The organism is Sorangium sp. So ce726, from assembly GCF_051521405.1.
In the GTDB taxonomy this organism is placed as follows: domain Bacteria; phylum Myxococcota_A; class Polyangia; order Polyangiales; family Polyangiaceae; genus Sorangium.
The window spans coordinates 5,626,750-5,641,227 of record NZ_CP150349.1 but is presented as its reverse complement, the minus strand read 5'-3'; the positions used below and the strand labels follow the sequence as shown (position 1 = coordinate 5,641,227).

The 14,478-nt window shown below is 73.7% G+C and carries 12 protein-coding genes; 7 read left to right on the top strand and 5 right to left on the bottom strand.

Going from position 1 to position 14,478, the window contains the following annotated elements; translation table 11 throughout:
- The first annotated feature begins 40 nt into the window (after positions 1-40).
- Entirely contained in the window at positions 41-1,321 is a 1,281-nt protein-coding gene (locus tag WME79_RS20985) for a hypothetical protein (protein ID WP_437538417.1), read from the top strand.
- A complete protein-coding gene (locus tag WME79_RS20980) occupies positions 1,318-1,956 on the top strand; it encodes an ATP-binding cassette domain-containing protein (protein WP_437538416.1) in 639 nt (212 codons plus the stop codon). Before WME79_RS20985 ends, WME79_RS20980 begins: the two co-directional genes overlap by 4 nt.
- A 42-nt stretch (positions 1,957-1,998) precedes the next feature.
- On the opposite strand, the gene WME79_RS20975 is transcribed toward WME79_RS20980, so the two are convergent.
- Genes WME79_RS20975 through folD form a run of 3 tightly spaced genes read right to left on the bottom strand, consistent with a single transcriptional unit; the run spans position 1,999 to position 4,903 of the window.
- Entirely contained in the window at positions 1,999-2,745 is a 747-nt protein-coding gene (locus tag WME79_RS20975; RefSeq protein WP_437538415.1) for a class I SAM-dependent methyltransferase, read from the bottom strand.
- Positions 2,742-4,037: an alpha/beta hydrolase gene (locus tag WME79_RS20970; RefSeq protein ID WP_437538414.1), complete on the bottom strand. Its 1,296-nt coding sequence runs from the start codon at positions 4,035-4,037 to the stop codon at positions 2,742-2,744. Before WME79_RS20970 ends, WME79_RS20975 begins: the two co-directional genes overlap by 4 nt.
- A 2-nt stretch (positions 4,038-4,039) precedes the next feature.
- Positions 4,040-4,903, bottom strand: a complete 864-nt coding sequence (gene folD, locus WME79_RS20965) for a bifunctional methylenetetrahydrofolate dehydrogenase/methenyltetrahydrofolate cyclohydrolase FolD (RefSeq protein WP_437538413.1) — start codon at positions 4,901-4,903, stop codon at positions 4,040-4,042.
- Between the two features lie 146 nt (positions 4,904-5,049).
- On the opposite strand from folD, the gene WME79_RS20960 reads away from it, so the two are divergent.
- Together WME79_RS20960 and WME79_RS20955 are read left to right on the top strand one after the other, a co-directional pair.
- Positions 5,050-6,432: a nicotinate phosphoribosyltransferase gene (locus WME79_RS20960; RefSeq protein WP_437538412.1), complete on the top strand. Its 1,383-nt coding sequence runs from the start codon at positions 5,050-5,052 to the stop codon at positions 6,430-6,432.
- A gap of 66 nt (positions 6,433-6,498) precedes the next feature.
- Positions 6,499-7,182 carry a cysteine hydrolase family protein gene (locus tag WME79_RS20955; RefSeq protein ID WP_437538411.1) on the top strand — a complete coding sequence of 228 codons (684 nt, stop codon included), beginning with the start codon at positions 6,499-6,501 and terminating at the stop codon, positions 7,180-7,182.
- Positions 7,183-7,249: 67 nt separating this feature from the next.
- On the opposite strand, the gene WME79_RS20950 is transcribed toward WME79_RS20955, so the two are convergent.
- Positions 7,250-9,256, bottom strand: coding sequence for a putative bifunctional diguanylate cyclase/phosphodiesterase (locus tag WME79_RS20950; RefSeq protein WP_437538410.1), 2,007 nt, complete (start codon positions 9,254-9,256; stop codon positions 7,250-7,252).
- A 297-nt stretch (positions 9,257-9,553) separates the two neighbouring features.
- Between WME79_RS20950 and coaE the strand changes: the two genes are divergently transcribed.
- From coaE to WME79_RS20935, 3 genes are all read left to right on the top strand, one after another.
- The gene (gene coaE, locus WME79_RS20945) at positions 9,554-10,204 is read left to right on the top strand and encodes a dephospho-CoA kinase (RefSeq protein WP_437538409.1); all 651 of its coding nucleotides are present in this window, start codon (positions 9,554-9,556) and stop codon (positions 10,202-10,204) included.
- 65 nt (positions 10,205-10,269) lie between these two features.
- On the top strand, positions 10,270-11,799 hold the full coding sequence (locus tag WME79_RS20940; protein ID WP_437538408.1) for a ribonuclease H-like domain-containing protein: 1,530 nt from the start codon (positions 10,270-10,272) through the stop codon (positions 11,797-11,799).
- Positions 11,800-11,935: 136 nt separating this feature from the next.
- Positions 11,936-12,586, top strand: coding sequence for a DUF72 domain-containing protein (locus WME79_RS20935; protein WP_012236337.1), 651 nt, complete (start codon positions 11,936-11,938; stop codon positions 12,584-12,586).
- Positions 12,587-12,764: 178 nt separating this feature from the next.
- Here WME79_RS20935 and lnt read toward each other — a convergent pair whose 3' ends face one another.
- Positions 12,765-14,474: an apolipoprotein N-acyltransferase gene (lnt, locus tag WME79_RS20930; protein WP_437538407.1), complete on the bottom strand. Its 1,710-nt coding sequence runs from the start codon at positions 14,472-14,474 to the stop codon at positions 12,765-12,767.
- Positions 14,475-14,478 lie beyond the last annotated feature (4 nt).

Below are 14,478 nucleotides of genomic sequence, written 5' to 3'. Positions count from 1 at the left end.
AGGGGAGCATCCGGCCCGCCGTGGGGTACAAGCACGTGACGTGCTGCGCCGCTTCGCCCTCGTCCTGCGCGTCCTGGTCTCGACGGCCGGGAAGGACGCCTTCGCGCGCGCCATGCCGCTGTACATGGGCATGGGCCTCGTCGCGGCGGTCGTGTTCGGCGGCAACGGGATGCACCCCTCGCAGCTCACGGGCCTCGCGGCTGAGTCGCCCCTGTTCCGGGTCGCGCTGTGGGGGGCGTGGTTGCTCGTCGGGACGCCGGCGGCGCGCGCGCTGCTCCGCGCTCCGGCGACGTTCTTTCTCCGCGCGCTGCCGGTCCCGCGCCGCGAGCTGCTCTCGGCCCACGCGCTGCTCCTCGCCGTCGCGGAGCTCCCGTGGGTGGCGCTCTGGGCGATCGGCGCCGGCGCGCTCGCAGGCTGCGCCGCCTGCGCCGCGGCGCTCGCGGCGCGCTGCACGCTCCTCGCCCGGCCGCGCGGCGCGCGCGAGCTTGCGGCCCTCGCGCTGCTCGCGGCCGCCATCGCGCTCGGGGCCTCGGCGTTGATCCTGCTCGCGTGCGCCGCGCCCGCGCTCGCCATCGGGCTGCGCGCGGCCGTCGCTCGCGCGCCAGAGGTCCCTGCCGGCCGCGAGCGCTCGATGATCCCACCGGCGGCGCCCGCGCTCGTCGCGCTCTCGCTCGCTTACCTGGCGGCGCTCGTCCGCGGCCACCGCGCGGTGCTCGTGCGGGGCCTCGCGCTCGCCGCGATCGGCGCGCTCGCCGCGGCGGTTTGGGCCCGGAACAGCGGGCGGCTCGGGGGCGGGCCGCTCGCCGCGGCGTCGCTCGTCGCGCTCGCGCCGGTCGCGCTCTGTGCGGGCGCTGGCCTCTCCGGTCCGGCCCTCCGCGAGGAGCGGCGGCTCGCGTGGCTGCTCGACGCGTGCGGCGCGGCGGCCGGGCTCCGCGCAGGCGCTGTCGCCGCGGCGGTGGCCGCGCCGCTCGTCGCGCTGGCGCTCGCGCACGGCGCGGTGGTCGGCGCGCTCACCGGCGCGGCGCCCTCGGTGACGCTGCGCCTCGTCGGCGGCGCAGGGCTCGCGGGGCTGCTCCTCGCCGCGATCGCGCTCGGCTGCGTCCGGTGGTCCGTGCGGCAGGACGGCCGCGACAGCAGCCGGGTGCTGCTCTCGGTGCTCGCCGCGATCGCGGCGTCGATCGCGGCCTCGTGGACGCTGGGCGAGCTCGCGCTCGCGGCCTTCGCTCCGGCGGCCGCGCTGCTCGCAGGGCCCGCAGGGGCGCGCTGGCTCTCGCCGCGCCGCGGGCGCGGCGTGGCGGCAGGAGAGGGGAGGGCGCCGTGACGCTGGAGGCGACGGGGATCCACAAGCGGCTCGCGGGCAGGGACGTGCTCTCGGGCGTCGACCTCCGCTGCGGTCCTTCGGAGGTGGCTGTCGTGATGGGCGATAACGGCGCCGGCAAATCGACCTTGCTGCGGGTCGTCGTCGGGTTGCTGGAGCCCGATCGCGGCGCCGTGACGCTCTCGGGGGAGGCCGTCCACGGCGCTGCGGCCTCGGCGCAGCGCCGGCTCGGCTACGCGCCCGACGCGACCGAGGCGCTGCCCGATCTCCAGGTCGCGGAGCTCTGCGCGCTCGTGCGCGCGCTCAAGCAGGCGCCGCCGCTCGACGGGGCGTGGCGCGCGTGGATCGAGCGGCTCGGCGCGGCCGCCTTCTATCGACAGCGGCTCTCCGGGCTGTCGTTCGGTCAGCGCAAGCGCGCGCTCCTGCTCGCGGCGCTGGTGGGCGATCCTTGGCTGCTCGTGATCGACGAGCCGACCAACGGGCTGGACGCCGAGGGGGCGCGCACGGTGCTGGAGCTCATCGAGCAGCGCCGCGCGGAGGGGAAGGCGACGCTCCTCACGACGAACGACGCGGCCTTCGCGGCGGCGATCGGGGGGCACATGCGCCGGCTGAACGGAGGGCGGCTCGGCGCGGAGTAGGCGACGCCTCGGTCCGTGAGGCGCGGCGCCTCCGGACGCCACCTACCGGCCGGGCTGCCCCTCCTCGCGGTCCGAAGGGTGAGGCAGCAGCCGCAGCACCCGCGTCTCGCGCTGCTCGCGACCTTCGAGGTCGAGCGACGTGGGGACCAGGTACCGCGCGAGCTCCTCGACCGCCTCCGAGGGGCAATAGGCGCGCCCGGGATCGCCGACGATCACCGCGGTGGCGTGCGCGGCCTGGCGGCGCAGCCACGGGAGCACGCGGTCGACCATCGCGCGCTCGTAGCAGACGTCGCCCGCCACGATGACGTCCCATGCGGCCGTCGCGGCGCTCGCCGTGAGATCCTCGGTGAGCATGTCGACGGTGACGCCGTTCATGTCTGCGTTCAGCCGGAGCGCCGCCGCGGCGAACGGATCGATGTCAGCGGCGCTCACGCGCGCCGCGCCGGCCAGCACCGCGGCGATCGCGACGACGCCGCCGCCAGAGGCGAGGTCGAGGACGCGCTTGCCCGAGACCGTCGCGGGATGATCGAGCAGGTACCGCGCGAGCGCCTGCCCGCCCGCCCACGCGAACGCCCAGTACGGCGGCGGCACGCCCGCGCGCGCGAGCGCCGCCTCGGTCGCGTGCCAGAGCGGCGTGACCTCGGTCGCCAGGTGGAGCCTGACCTCGGGGACGAACGGCGGGCAGGCGACGGCCGTCTCGCGCGCGACGAACGCCGCGGCGCGCTCGGCGGCGGAGGCTGCCTCCGCGTCGGTGTCGGGCTGCGGCGCGGGCGCGAGCTCCCTCGTCACAGCGCCTCGAAGATCCGGAGCGGCTCGGCAACGCGCGCCGCCCACGCCGCCTCGTCGTGCGCGGCCCCCGCGTGCCAGGCGTAGAACACGCTCACGCCCTCCGCGTAGGGCGACCCTGCCCTCGTAAGGACCCGCCGTAGCTGGAGGTTCTCGCAGTAGTTGTCCGTCGCCGTCGGGTCGTCGTCCTCGACGCCGTCGCCGTCCTCGTCGAGGCAGCGCCCGTCGCCGCCCGAGTCCACGTAGAGCGTCGCCACGGGCTCCGTGTGCGCCGCGTACCGCGCGATCATCGTCTCGTGGTGCACGCCCGCGCCGATGCTGCCCCAGCCCATGGTGCCGGAGAGGCTCGCGGCGAACGCATACTCGCCCCGGTGGCGCTCGGCGGCGTGGAAGCTGACGAGGCCGCCGAGCGACGAGCCCATGATGCCGATCGGCCCCGGTTCCCCATAGCGCGCCCTGATCAGCGGCCGGACCGTGTCCCGCAGGAAGTCGGCGTACGCGTCGCCCAGCCCGCCGATCAGCGCGCCGCCGTCCTCGATGCGATCCATGACGTGGGTGTACTCCGAGATGCGCGCCGCCGTGCTGTCGATGCCGACGACGAGCACTCCTGGCGGCGCATGGTCCTGGAGATGCCAGCCGCCCGCGGGGCCCGCTGGATCGAAGAGGTTCTGGCCATCGTGGACGTAGAGGACCCGATCCACGGCGCCCTCCGGGACCCACGCGCGCACCGTGCGCGGAGCCATCGCCGCGTCACCGACGCCGAAATGGCGATCGAGGTGCGCGCCTCCAGGCTCGACAAGGCTGATCTCGCCGAACTCGTCGTACGTGGCGGAGCGCGACCAGGGATCGGCCGCCCACGTGGTCCGGTCCGTGAGCTTGTAGCGATCACCCGCGGGCACGTTGAGCACGATCCAGTGGAAGCCGGCGTCGCTCGTCATCTCCGCGCCGGTCCACCCGTCGTGATCGCCCGCGAGCAGGCGCAGCCGCTCGCTCGTCGAGACGAAGAGGTGGCCGCCATCCACGGGGACGGGCCAGCCGGTCCGCGCCGCGTGCGCGAGCAGCGCCGCGTCGCGGTCCGCCCTTAGCTCGGCGAGGATCGTCTCGACCGCCGCCTCGCCAGCGCCGCTGCCGGCGTGTCCGCCCGCGCCTGCCGCGGCGCCGCCGGCCGACGCGCGCGACGAGCCGGCCGCCTCCGCGGCGTCGCTGCAGCCGGCGAGCGCGACGAGCGCGGAGGACGCCGCGCCCGCACGCGCTGCCGCGCGCCGGACCGCCGCGCCCCAGCCCCGCGCGGCCATCGCTACCGCTTCGCGACCCGCGCTTCCGCGGCGCGCAGCGTCGTCTCGAGCAGCGAGGCGATCGTCATGGGGCCGACGCCGCCGGGCACCGGCGTGATCCAGGCGGCCCGCTCCCTGGCGGCGTCGAAATCGACGTCGCCCACCAGCTTGCCCGCGTCGTCGCGGTTCATGCCGACGTCGATCACCGTGGCCCCTTCCTTGATCCAGTCGCCGCCGATGAGCTTCGCCTTGCCCGCCGCGGCCACGAGGACGTCGGCCTCGCGGCAGAGCGCCTTCAGATCGCGCGTGCGCGTGTGGGCGATCGCGACCGTCGCGTGCCGCGCGAGCAGCAGCTGCGCCATCGGCCTGCCGACGAGGTTGCTCCGCCCGACCACCACCGCGCGGGCGCCGGCGAGCTCGACGCCCGCCTCCGCGAGCAGGCGCATGCAGCCGACCGGCGTGCACGGCGCGATGCCGCCCGGGCGGCCCATCGCGAGCAGCCCTGCGTTTACCGGATGGAGGCCGTCGACGTCCTTCGCGGGATCGATGGCATCGAGCACGGCGTGCGCGCGGATGTGCGCCGGCAGCGGCAGCTGGACGAGGATCCCGTCGACGGTGTCGTCCGCGTCGAGCTCCGCGACGCACGCGAGCAGCTCGGCCTCGGTCGTCGCGGCAGGGAGCGTGCGGAGCCGGCCTCGAATGCCGACCTCGTTCGACATCCTCTCCTTGCTCCGCGTGTGGGTCACGCTGGCCGGGTCCTCACCGACGAGCACCACCTCGAGGCCGGGGGACCGACCGTGGGCGGCCGCGAAGCGCGCCACCCCCTCCCGCACCTCGTCGCGGACCTTCTGCGCGATCGCCTTGCCGTCCAGGATCTTCGCCGCCATGGCCGCGGAGCTTAGTCCAGCCGCGGCCGTCGCGGGGGCGCTGCCCGCGGCGGCCCACGGAGCGATCGTGAGGACGGCCGGCTCACCGCCTCACGCCACGCGATCTTCCGGTTGACCCGTACGTCCAGCGTCTCTAGCCATGATCTGTGGACGCGCTGCACACCGATCTCTACCAGCTGACCATGGCGGCGGGCTATTTCCACCGCGGCATGGCCTCGCGCGTCGCAACGTGCGAGCTCTTCGTGCGGCGGCTGCCCCGGCACCGGCGCTTCCTCGTCGCGATGGGCCTCGCACGGGTCGTGCGCTACCTCGAGGAGCTCCGCTTCACCGAAGAGCAGATCGCCTACCTGAGCGCGCTGCCCGCCCTCGCGGACGCGATGACGCCGGCGTTCTGCAGCTACCTGCGGGACTTCCGCTTCCACGGCGACGTCTGGGCCATCCCCGAGGGGACCGCGTTCTTCGCGAACGAGCCGGTCCTGCGCGTCACGGCGCCGCTCATCGAGGCGCAGCTCGTCGAAACGTTCGCCCTGTCCGCCATCAACCACGCCACCGCGATCGCGTCGAAGGCCGCGCGCGTCGTCCTGGCCGCCGGCGACGCGGGGGTCATCGAGTTCGGCACCCGAAGGGCACACCCGGACGCGGCGATCGACGCGGCGCGGGCCGCGTACGCCGTCGGCTGCGTCGGCACCTCCAACGTCGAGGCCGGGATGCGCTTCGGCATCCCGGTGCTCGGAACGGCGGCGCACATGTGGACCATGGCCCACCCGACGGAGCAGGCCGCGTTCGAGGCCTACGTCGCCGTCTTCCCGAGCGCGGCGATCCTGCTCGTCGACACCTACGACACGCTCGCCGGCGCGGCGCGCGCCGCGGCGATCGCGCGCGACAAGCTGAGGGGGGTCCGGCTCGACTCCGGCGATCTCGCCACGCTCAGCGTGGCCGTGCGCAGGATCCTCGATGGCGCAGGGTGCACGTCGGCGAAGATCGTCGCCTCGGGCGATCTGAATGAGCACCGCATCGCCGAGCTCCGGCGCGCCGGGGCGCCCATCGACCTCTACGGCGTCGGGACGGACCTTGTGACGTCGATCGACGCCCCGGCGCTGGGCGGTGTCTACAAGCTCGTGGAGATCGGCGACGTCGAGCGCGGCGCCGGCGGAGAGCGCACGCCGATCGCGAAGTTCTCGGAAGGGAAGGCGACCCTGCCCGGCGCGCACCAGGTGCACCGCTTCCGTGATCGAGCGGGGAAGCTCGCCCGCGACGTGATCGCGCTCGATGGCGAGCCGATGAGCCCCGACGCCGAGCCGCTGCTCGAGCCCGTGATGGCGCGCGGCGCCCGGGTCGCGCCGCCCGATGGGCTCGACGCCGTCCGGCTGCGCGCGCGCGCGCAGCTCGCCGGGCTCCCGGAGGCGCTCCTCTCCATCGACGACGAGCCCGAGCCGGGCGCGCCCTTCGCGGCCGAAGTGTCGCCGCGGCTCCGCGCGCTCGTGGAGGCGGTGCGCGCCCGCGTCGTCTCTGGCGCAGGACAGCGGTAGCGAGCGAGACCCCTGGCGTGCGCGGCCGCGAGAGGCCGCGCGCCCCCCACGACAGGAGACGACGACATGGCGAGCGGTAAATGGCCCCGACAATCTTCGCCCCCGAGGGTGTTCGTCGACGTCGACGTCCAGCGGGACTTCTGTGAGGAGACCGGCGCGCTGTACGTGAAGGGCTCGCCGAACGCGCTGTTTCGGAGGCTCACCGAGCACGCCGTCGCGCACGGGATCCCCATCGTCGGCTCGGTCGACTCGCACGCGTGGGACGCGTGGGAGTTCGCGTCGAACGACACGCCGGCCCCCGAGGGCGGCAAGCCTGGCTTCCCTGACCACTGCGTGAAGGGGACGCCGGGCTGGCTGAAGGTCGAGGGGACGCTGCCGCCGCGCTACCGCTTCCTCCCCAACGTGGAGCGCGCGCCGATCGACGTCGCGGTGCGCGAGCTCGCGGCCGGCAGGAGCCACGCCGTCTACTTCGAGAAGGAGGTCTACAGCCTCTTCGCGAACCCGCTCGCCGAGGCGTTCCTGCGCGAGCTCGCCGCGGCGCTCGGCGACGCACCGGAGCTCGTCGTCTACGGCGTGGCGACCGACTACTGCGTCCGCGCCGCCGCCCTTGGCCTCGCGCAGCGCGGCTACCGCACGGTGCTCCTGACCGACGCCGTCGCCGGCATCACCGACGCCGGGGTCGCCGCCGCGCTCGCCGAGATGCAGGCCGCCGGCGTCACGCTCACGACGTCGTCGGCGCTGCTCTTCTAGGTAGGATCCAGCGGATCGCGCGGCGAGGCTGAGCGGGCAGCGCCGCCGGGCTCCCGCGGCGATCGCGTCAGCGGCCTTCCGACGAGCCGGTCGTGTCCGGGATGCTCGGCTCGCCCTGGGCGCGCAGGGACCCGCAGAGGTCCACGAGCGGCTGCGGCTTGTCGAAGTGCCACCCCTGCGCGTAGTGGATGCCCATCGACGTCAGCAGCTCGGCGATCTCCTGGTTCTCGACCTGCTCGGCGACGGTCTTGATGCCGAGCGTGTCACCGATGCGGTGCACCGACTCCACGATCGCGCGGTGGAGCGAGTTGTCCTTCAGATCGCGGACGAACATGCCGTCGATCTTGACGTAGTCGACCGGCAGGCTCTCCAGGTAGCCGTACGACGCGTGCCCGCTGCCGAAGTCGTCGATCGCGAACCGGCACCCCATGGCGCCGAGCTCCTGCATGAACCACAGCACCTCGCCGAGGTTGGCGAGCGCCGCCGTCTCGGTGATCTCGAAGCAGATCTTGCTCGGCGGCACCTGCGCCCGGTGCAGCTGCTCGACGAGGAAGTCGAGCAGGCCCTCGCGCAGCAGCGAGACGCCCGACAGGTTGATCGAGCACGTGTCGAGGCGCCTCAGCGCGTGCTGCGGCAGCGCGCCGATGAGCCGGAACGCCTGGCGCGCGACGTAGCGATCGATCACGTGGATCAGGCCGCTCTGCTCCGCCGCCTGGATGATGCCGACCGGCGAGTAGAACCGGCCGTCCTCGCCGAGCTGCCGCACGAGCACCTCGAAGTGCGCGCCGCGGGGGGTGTGCGCCGCGCCCGGCTTGATGAGCGGGTGGATGCCCTGGGAGTAGAGCCGGAGCCGCCCCTCGGCGAGGTGGCGCTGCAGGCTCGCGACCCACTGCATCGAGCGCCGGCTCGTCGTCATCTGCTGGTCGTCGAGGTAGACCTGCAACCTCCCGCGCCCGTTCTCCTTCGCGATCCGGCACGCGTGATCGGCGGCGCCGAGCACGTCGACGGCCCGCTCGAAGTGCGGGGTCAGCACCACGAGCCCGATGCTCGCGCCGATCGAGAACGTCTTCTCTGCCCACCCGAACCGGAACTCGAGCAGGCAGATCTGCAGGTCGCGCGCGATCCGCTCCGCTTCCCGCTCGCTCTTGTCCGCGAGCAAGAGGACGAACTCGTCGCCGCCGATCCGCCCGGCCGCGTCCTTCGGGCCGACGATCTCGTGCACGCGCGTCGCGACCCACTGGAGCAGATCGTCGCCCGCCTCGTGCCCGCAGGTGGCGTTCACGAGCCGGAAGCGATCCAGGTCGATGTAGCAGAGCGCGTACGGCGTGTTGTTCGCCCTGCAGTCGTTCAGCGCCTCCTCGATGCGATCGATGATCGCGTACCGGTCGAGGAGCCGCGTCAGCGCGTCGTAGCGGGGCTTGGCCGGGTGGATCGGCAAGGGCCCCGGCGCGCCGAGCTCGCGGAAGAGGATGAGCTGTCCGGGGGCGGGCGGCGGCGGCCTCGAGTCGCGCTGGCTCTCGCGCGTGGGCCGCCCCGTGAGCGTGCCGATCGTGTGGACGACGGGGATGACGGAGCCGTCGCGGCGCTCGAGCAGCGCGGTGTACCGCGCGGACGTCGGTCGACTCGCCGCAGCTGCCTCTGGCGCGGCGAGCGGCGCGCCCGGCGTGCGCAGCGCGCCCTCGTCGATGATCACCGGCGCGAGCGGCGCCACCGGCTCGCGCCGCGGCGTGAGCGCGGGCGTCGCAGCGGCCTTCGCCGGCACGCCCTCGTCGAACAGCTCGGTCATCTCTCCGACGTCGATGTCCGGATCTCCGCTCGTCGTCCCCGCCGCCGGGATCAGCCGGAGCACGCGATCGAGCAGCGCGCCGCGCGCCTCGACGATCGACCAGCCGGTCAGCCGCTCCGCTGCTCCGTTGACGCGCACCACGCGCTGCTCGGCGTCGACTTCGATCAAGCCGACGTCGAGCTCGGACAGCCACGACGCGAGCTGCTTGTCCGGCGAGCCGCGGTGCGCGTCCGAGCGATCGAACGCGGCGTGCAGGCTCGACTCCGGCCGGTCATCGATCTTTGCCACCACCCCGTTATGGTAGTTGTATTCCCGGAGAAGCGGACTTCTTAAGCGCCGACGGCGAGGAAACTCGACGGTCGCAGACCCCCCTTCGAGGTAGGCTCGGGTCGTGGTGGTCACGAGGCGAGCAGGCGCTCCGGGCAGACGTGGGCGCCGGCGCAGGTCGCACGTTCCTCCGACGCCGTACGCGCTCGACCGCAGGGACGACAAAGGTAGGTTTTGACACAATGCGTTGTTGCGCTGGGTCGAGATCGGGCGGCGGAGCGGCGTGCCCGTCGCTCCAGGTGGGGGGCTGAGGCGGCCATGGGGATCGTCCTGTTCGGCCTCACCGGCGGCCTGGGATCCGGCAAGAGCACGGTGGCGGCTCATTTTCGCGCGCGGGGGCTTCCGGTCATCGACGCCGACGCGCTCGCCCGCGAGGTGGTTGCGAAGGGAACCGAGGGGCTTGACGAGGTGGTCCGCGCCCTGGGCCCGGAGGTGGTCTCGCCGGACGGCTCGCTCGATCGCGCGCGCGTTGCCGCGGTGGTGTTCGCCGATCCGGACAAGCGCCGCCAGCTGAACGCGATCGTGCACCCGCGCATCACGGCGCTCACGCTGGAGCGCGCCGCCGAGCTCCAGGCGCAGGGCGAGCCGCTGGCCTGCTACGAGGCGGCGCTCCTCGTAGAGAACGGGGTCGCCGATGCGTTCCGCCCGCTCGTCGTTGTCGCCGTGCCCGAGGCGGTCCAGATCGCCCGCGCGGTGGCGCGGGACGGCGCGACCGAGCACCAGGTGCGCGCCCGGCTCGCCGCGCAGCTCCCGCTCGCCAGCAAGGTCGCCGTGGCCGACTACGTCATCGAGAACTCCGGCGATCGCGCCGCGACCGAGCGGCAAGCCGACGAGGTGCTCGCCTCGATCCGGGCGAAGCTCGGTGTCGGTCCCAGCGCCGCGCGCCAGGGATCGGGCCAGGGTCCCTGACGCGGCCTCCGCTGGACCACTGACTTGATGCGCAGTGCCTGGCGTGGAAACCTCGCAAGCGGCCGATGACGTCGTTCAAGTCGAAGCTCGCGCGGCTCGGGCCGCTCCCGGCGGAGCGGCGCGGCGCTGCGCCGCTCGCCCCCGCGTCGGCGTCGCTCGACCGCGGTCCCGCCGTGGACGGCGCCGGCCCCTCCGATGCCCCTCCCGCACCGCCGGACGCGGCGTCGGGTCCGAGCGAGAACGCGCCGGCCGCGGTGGCGTCGGCCGCGGCGTCTGCATCGCCCTCCACGGGCGTCGCTCGACCGTCGCTTGACGATCTGCGCGAGCGCATCTCCCGCATCGTCGCCCGAGGCGCGCCGCCGACCCCCAGGGCCGATCCCGCGCGCGGCGAGCTCCCCTTCCATGTCGAGCAGACGCCCGGGGGGCCTCTCTATGCGAGCCGCACCCGCTCGCTCGCGGCGGCCCGCGTCGGCCGCGCGCCGCTCGTCGCCGCGCGCGACGCCGATCCGGCCATGCTCGCGCTCCTCTCGCTCGATCCGGCGCTCGCCGGCTGCGACGTGCGGCGGGCGCTGTTCCTCGACACGGAGACCACGGGCCTCGCAGGCGGCACGGGCACCGTGCCGTTCCTGATCGGCCTCGCCTGGTTCGACCCCGGGGCGGACAGAGCGGGGCCGCTCGGCGAGCCTTCGTCCGACGGCTTCGTCATGGAGCAGCTCCTCCTGCGCCGCCTCGGCGAGGAGGAGCCCATCCTGCGCCGCCTCGCCGAGCGCCTCGCCGAGGCCTCGATGATCGTCACGTACAACGGCAAGGCGTTCGACATGCCGCTCCTGCGCGCGCGCTATGTGATGAACCGCCTGCCGCCGCCGCCGGAGCTGCCGCACCTCGATCTCGTCCACGTCGCGCGCCGCATCCACAAGGCCCGCTTGAAGAGCCGCACCCTCATCGCCCTCGAGCACGACGTGCTCGGCCGGGTGCGCGTCGGGGACGTGCCCGGCGGCGAGATCGTCGCGTGTTATGCCCACTTCCTGCGCACCGGCGACGAGGAGGCGCTGCTCGGCGTCGTCGAGCACAACGCCGCCGACGTCCTCGCGATGGTCGCGCTGGTCGGCCTCTACGGCGAGCCGCTCGGCAGCCTCGCCGCCGGCGATCTCGCCGGGGTGGCCGCGACGCTGCGGCGGGCGGGCGCGCTCGATCGCGCGGCCGAGCTCGCGGACGCGGCTGTCGAGCGCGGCGGCGGCGCGGTCGCGCGGCGCGCTCGCGGCGACATCGCGAAGGCGCGCGGGGACAAGGCGCGGGCGCTCGCGGACTACGAGGCGCTCGCCGCCGAGATCGACGACCCCTCGGTGCGCCTCGAGCTCGCGAAGCTCTATGAGCACCACGTGCGCGCCTTCTCCCGCGCCCTCGAGCTGGCCGACCAGGGCACCGCGGAGCCCGAGCCTGCGCAGGCCCGCCGCCGGGCCCGCCTGCAGCGCAAGGTCGATCGCAGCGCTGCAGCGCTCGCGCTGCCGTTCGGGCAAGCCGCGGGCGCGGTCGAGGGCGCTGCAGCGCGCCCGTGCTCCGAGCCAGCGGCGCCGCGGCGCGAGGGCGAGGAGTGAGCGGGCATCCACTGCGCCCACTACCTCCTCGCTCCCCCGCGAGGCGCAGCGCCTCGTTTGGGCGTCCAGGCGAGCCGATCGAGAAATCCATCGGTCTGGCTTCTCGCCAGCGCGCGCGTGGGCTAGGGTGGGGGCGATGATTACCGTCGGCTGCGCCGGTTTTCCCGTCCCAGCGACGCGCTATTTCCGCGAGTTCATGTTCGTGGAGGTGCAGGAGACCCATGTGTCCCTCCCGGGACCTGGAACGATCCGGCGCTGGCGGCGCGAAGCTCCAGGCGGCTTTCGCTTCGCCCTGCTCGGTCCGCGCGAGATCGGGCAGGAGGGATTTCGGGATGGCAAAGTCATCGAGACGGCGCTCAAGAGCATCGAGGCGGTCGCGGACGAGCTCGAGGCGAAGCTCGCCGTCTTCGTCGGCCCCCCGGAGTTCACGCCGACGCGCGCGAACAAGGCGATCCTGCGCGACTTCCTCGTCAACGTGAAGAAGCGCTTCGAGCGCGTCGTCTTCGAGCCTCCGCCGGGGTGGGATCCGGATGAGTGCGACGAGCTCACCCAGGAGGTCGGCGCGCTCGCCGCGCGCGATCCGCTGAACGCGGGGCTCTCGCGGCTGAAGGTGGCCTACTACCGCCTGCACGGTCCCGCGGGGCACAAGTCGCGCTACGAGGATCCGGCGATCGAGCGGCTCGCGGAGATCGCGCGCGGCGCGAAGCACGACGACGCGACGTACGTGTTCACGAACGTCGACATGTTCGCCGACGCGAAGCGCTTCAAAAAGGCAATGAAGCTTTAGAGAGGCGGTCACCCGCTTCGGATACGGGCCCATCTCGACGTTTTCGGTGCTCAGCGTACGTGAGTACGCTTCCGCGCCGAAAACGCCGATCTGGGCCCGTCTCCTGTGCGGGTGACCGCCTCTCTTGGGTCGCTCCAGCGCGGGCGGCGTCGGCGCGTAACGTTCGGATGCGCGCAGGTCAGCTTTCGCCGCGCCGGAGCTGTCGGCGCTTCGGCCGCGTGAACAGCGCCATGGCGGCGCTCACGGCCGCGGCGACGTACCACGGGATGTCCTTCACGGTCCCGTAGACGGTCTGCGCGCGCATGAACCGGGCTTCGCCGAGGAGCGACTGCTCCTTGAACGTGTCGCTGTGCGCGACAACCCGCCCGACCGGGTCGACGATCGCGGAGACGCCGCTGTTGGTGGCGCGCACGAGGTAGCGGCGGTGCTCGATCGAGCGCATCTTCGCGAGCGCGAGGTGGATCCACGGCTCCGTCGAGTTGCCGAACCAGGCGTCGTTCGTGAGGTTGACGAGGAGGTCGGGGTCGCCCTGGGCGACCAGCTTGTTCACGAAGTGCGGGAGGATGTCCTCGTAGCAGATCATCGTCGCGAGCTTGTGGCCGTCCCACTCGAGCGGAGCGAGCGACGTGCCGGGGCTGAAGCGGCCCGAGTTCGGCGACAGCTTGTAGAGGTACGGGACCATCTCGCCGAACGGGAGGTACTCGCCGAACGCGAGCAGGTACTGCTTGTCGTATCGACCGAGGATCTCGCCGTCCTTGCCGGCCATGAGCGCGGTGTTGAAGCTCACGCCGCGCTCGTTCCGGTCGGCCGGTAGCCGGTGGATGACCGTGCCGACCACCGTCGGGACGCCGAGGCGGCCCGTGAGCGACCGCTGGACCTCGCGCTGGTAGGCCGACTCGCGGAAGGCTTGCGGCACGCCCGCCTCGCTCCACACGACGAGCTCCGCGCCCTGCTGCGCGAGCTCCCGGGTCCGACTCACGTGGATCTTGAGCGCGTTCCGGCGGTCGAAGAGCGCGAGGTTCGGCTGGACGATCCCGATCTTGATCGGCTCGGCCGCCGCGGCGGCCGCGTCCACGGCGCGGATCCGGAGCACGCCATACACGGCGGCGAGGGCGGGGGCGGCGATCCCCACAGCGAGGACCGCGCGGTTCAGCGGGCGACCGCGCCGCGGCGGGCCGGCTTCGCCCGGCGCGGGGCTCTGGGGCGCGCGATCCAGCCAGAACGTGACGAGCTCGGCGATCGCGAGGTTCGCGGCGACCAGCACCAGGCCGACGAGGTAGGGGCCGCCGAGATCCGCGACCTGGCCCATCACCGGCGCGTTGTGGACCGAGGCGCCGTAGTACCAGGGGAAGAGCAGCGGATAGACGAGCTCGCTCGTCACGAACGCGAGCGCGAAGGCCACCGAGCCTGGCCATCCGCGCGCCTCGGCCCGCCCGTAGAGCCAGCCGCATAGGGCGATCCTCCCGGCCTGGTAGCCGCAGAGGATGGCCATGAAGAGCGCGCAGAGGACCGTGGGGAATCCGCTGAACACCCGCAGCATCTCGAGCAGCCAGTAGAAGCCGGTCATCGTCATGACGAAGCCGGCGATCCAGCCGAGCAGCGCCGCTCGCCCGGGCGTCTGTCCCCGCAGCGCGACGATCAGCGGGACGAGGCCGAAGAACGAGATCGGCCAGAGATCCATCCCAGGAAACCCGAGGAAGTAGAAGAGCCCGCTGAGGGCCGCGAGCGCATAGGCGAGGCGCGCGGGCAGCGCGCGCGCTGCGCTTCCTGCGCTCGCGGGGGGGTCGCCCGCGCTGCGCGGCGCGCCCGGCAGCGGGAGCCTGGCGGTCTCTCCACCCCCGGGGTCTGCGACCGCAGCCTCGCTCTCTTGCTGGTGCGCGGTCGTCATCGGG

What these genes read in the sequence shown, in the direction of transcription:
- WME79_RS20935 (WP_012236337.1), top strand. Translation starts at nt 11,936, where the DNA reads ATGATTACCGTCGGCTGCGCCGGTTTTCCCGTCCCAGCGACGCGCTAT.
- WME79_RS20970 (WP_437538414.1), bottom strand. Translation starts at nt 4,037, where the DNA reads ATGGCCGCGCGGGGCTGGGGCGCGGCGGTCCGGCGCGCGGCAGCGCGT.
- coaE (WP_437538409.1), top strand. Translation starts at nt 9,554, where the DNA reads ATGGGGATCGTCCTGTTCGGCCTCACCGGCGGCCTGGGATCCGGCAAG.
- lnt (WP_437538407.1), bottom strand. Translation starts at nt 14,474, where the DNA reads ATGACGACCGCGCACCAGCAAGAGAGCGAGGCTGCGGTCGCAGACCCC.
- WME79_RS20955 (WP_437538411.1), top strand. Translation starts at nt 6,499, where the DNA reads ATGGCGAGCGGTAAATGGCCCCGACAATCTTCGCCCCCGAGGGTGTTC.
- WME79_RS20940 (WP_437538408.1), top strand. Translation starts at nt 10,270, where the DNA reads ATGACGTCGTTCAAGTCGAAGCTCGCGCGGCTCGGGCCGCTCCCGGCG.
- folD (WP_437538413.1), bottom strand. Translation starts at nt 4,903, where the DNA reads ATGGCGGCGAAGATCCTGGACGGCAAGGCGATCGCGCAGAAGGTCCGC.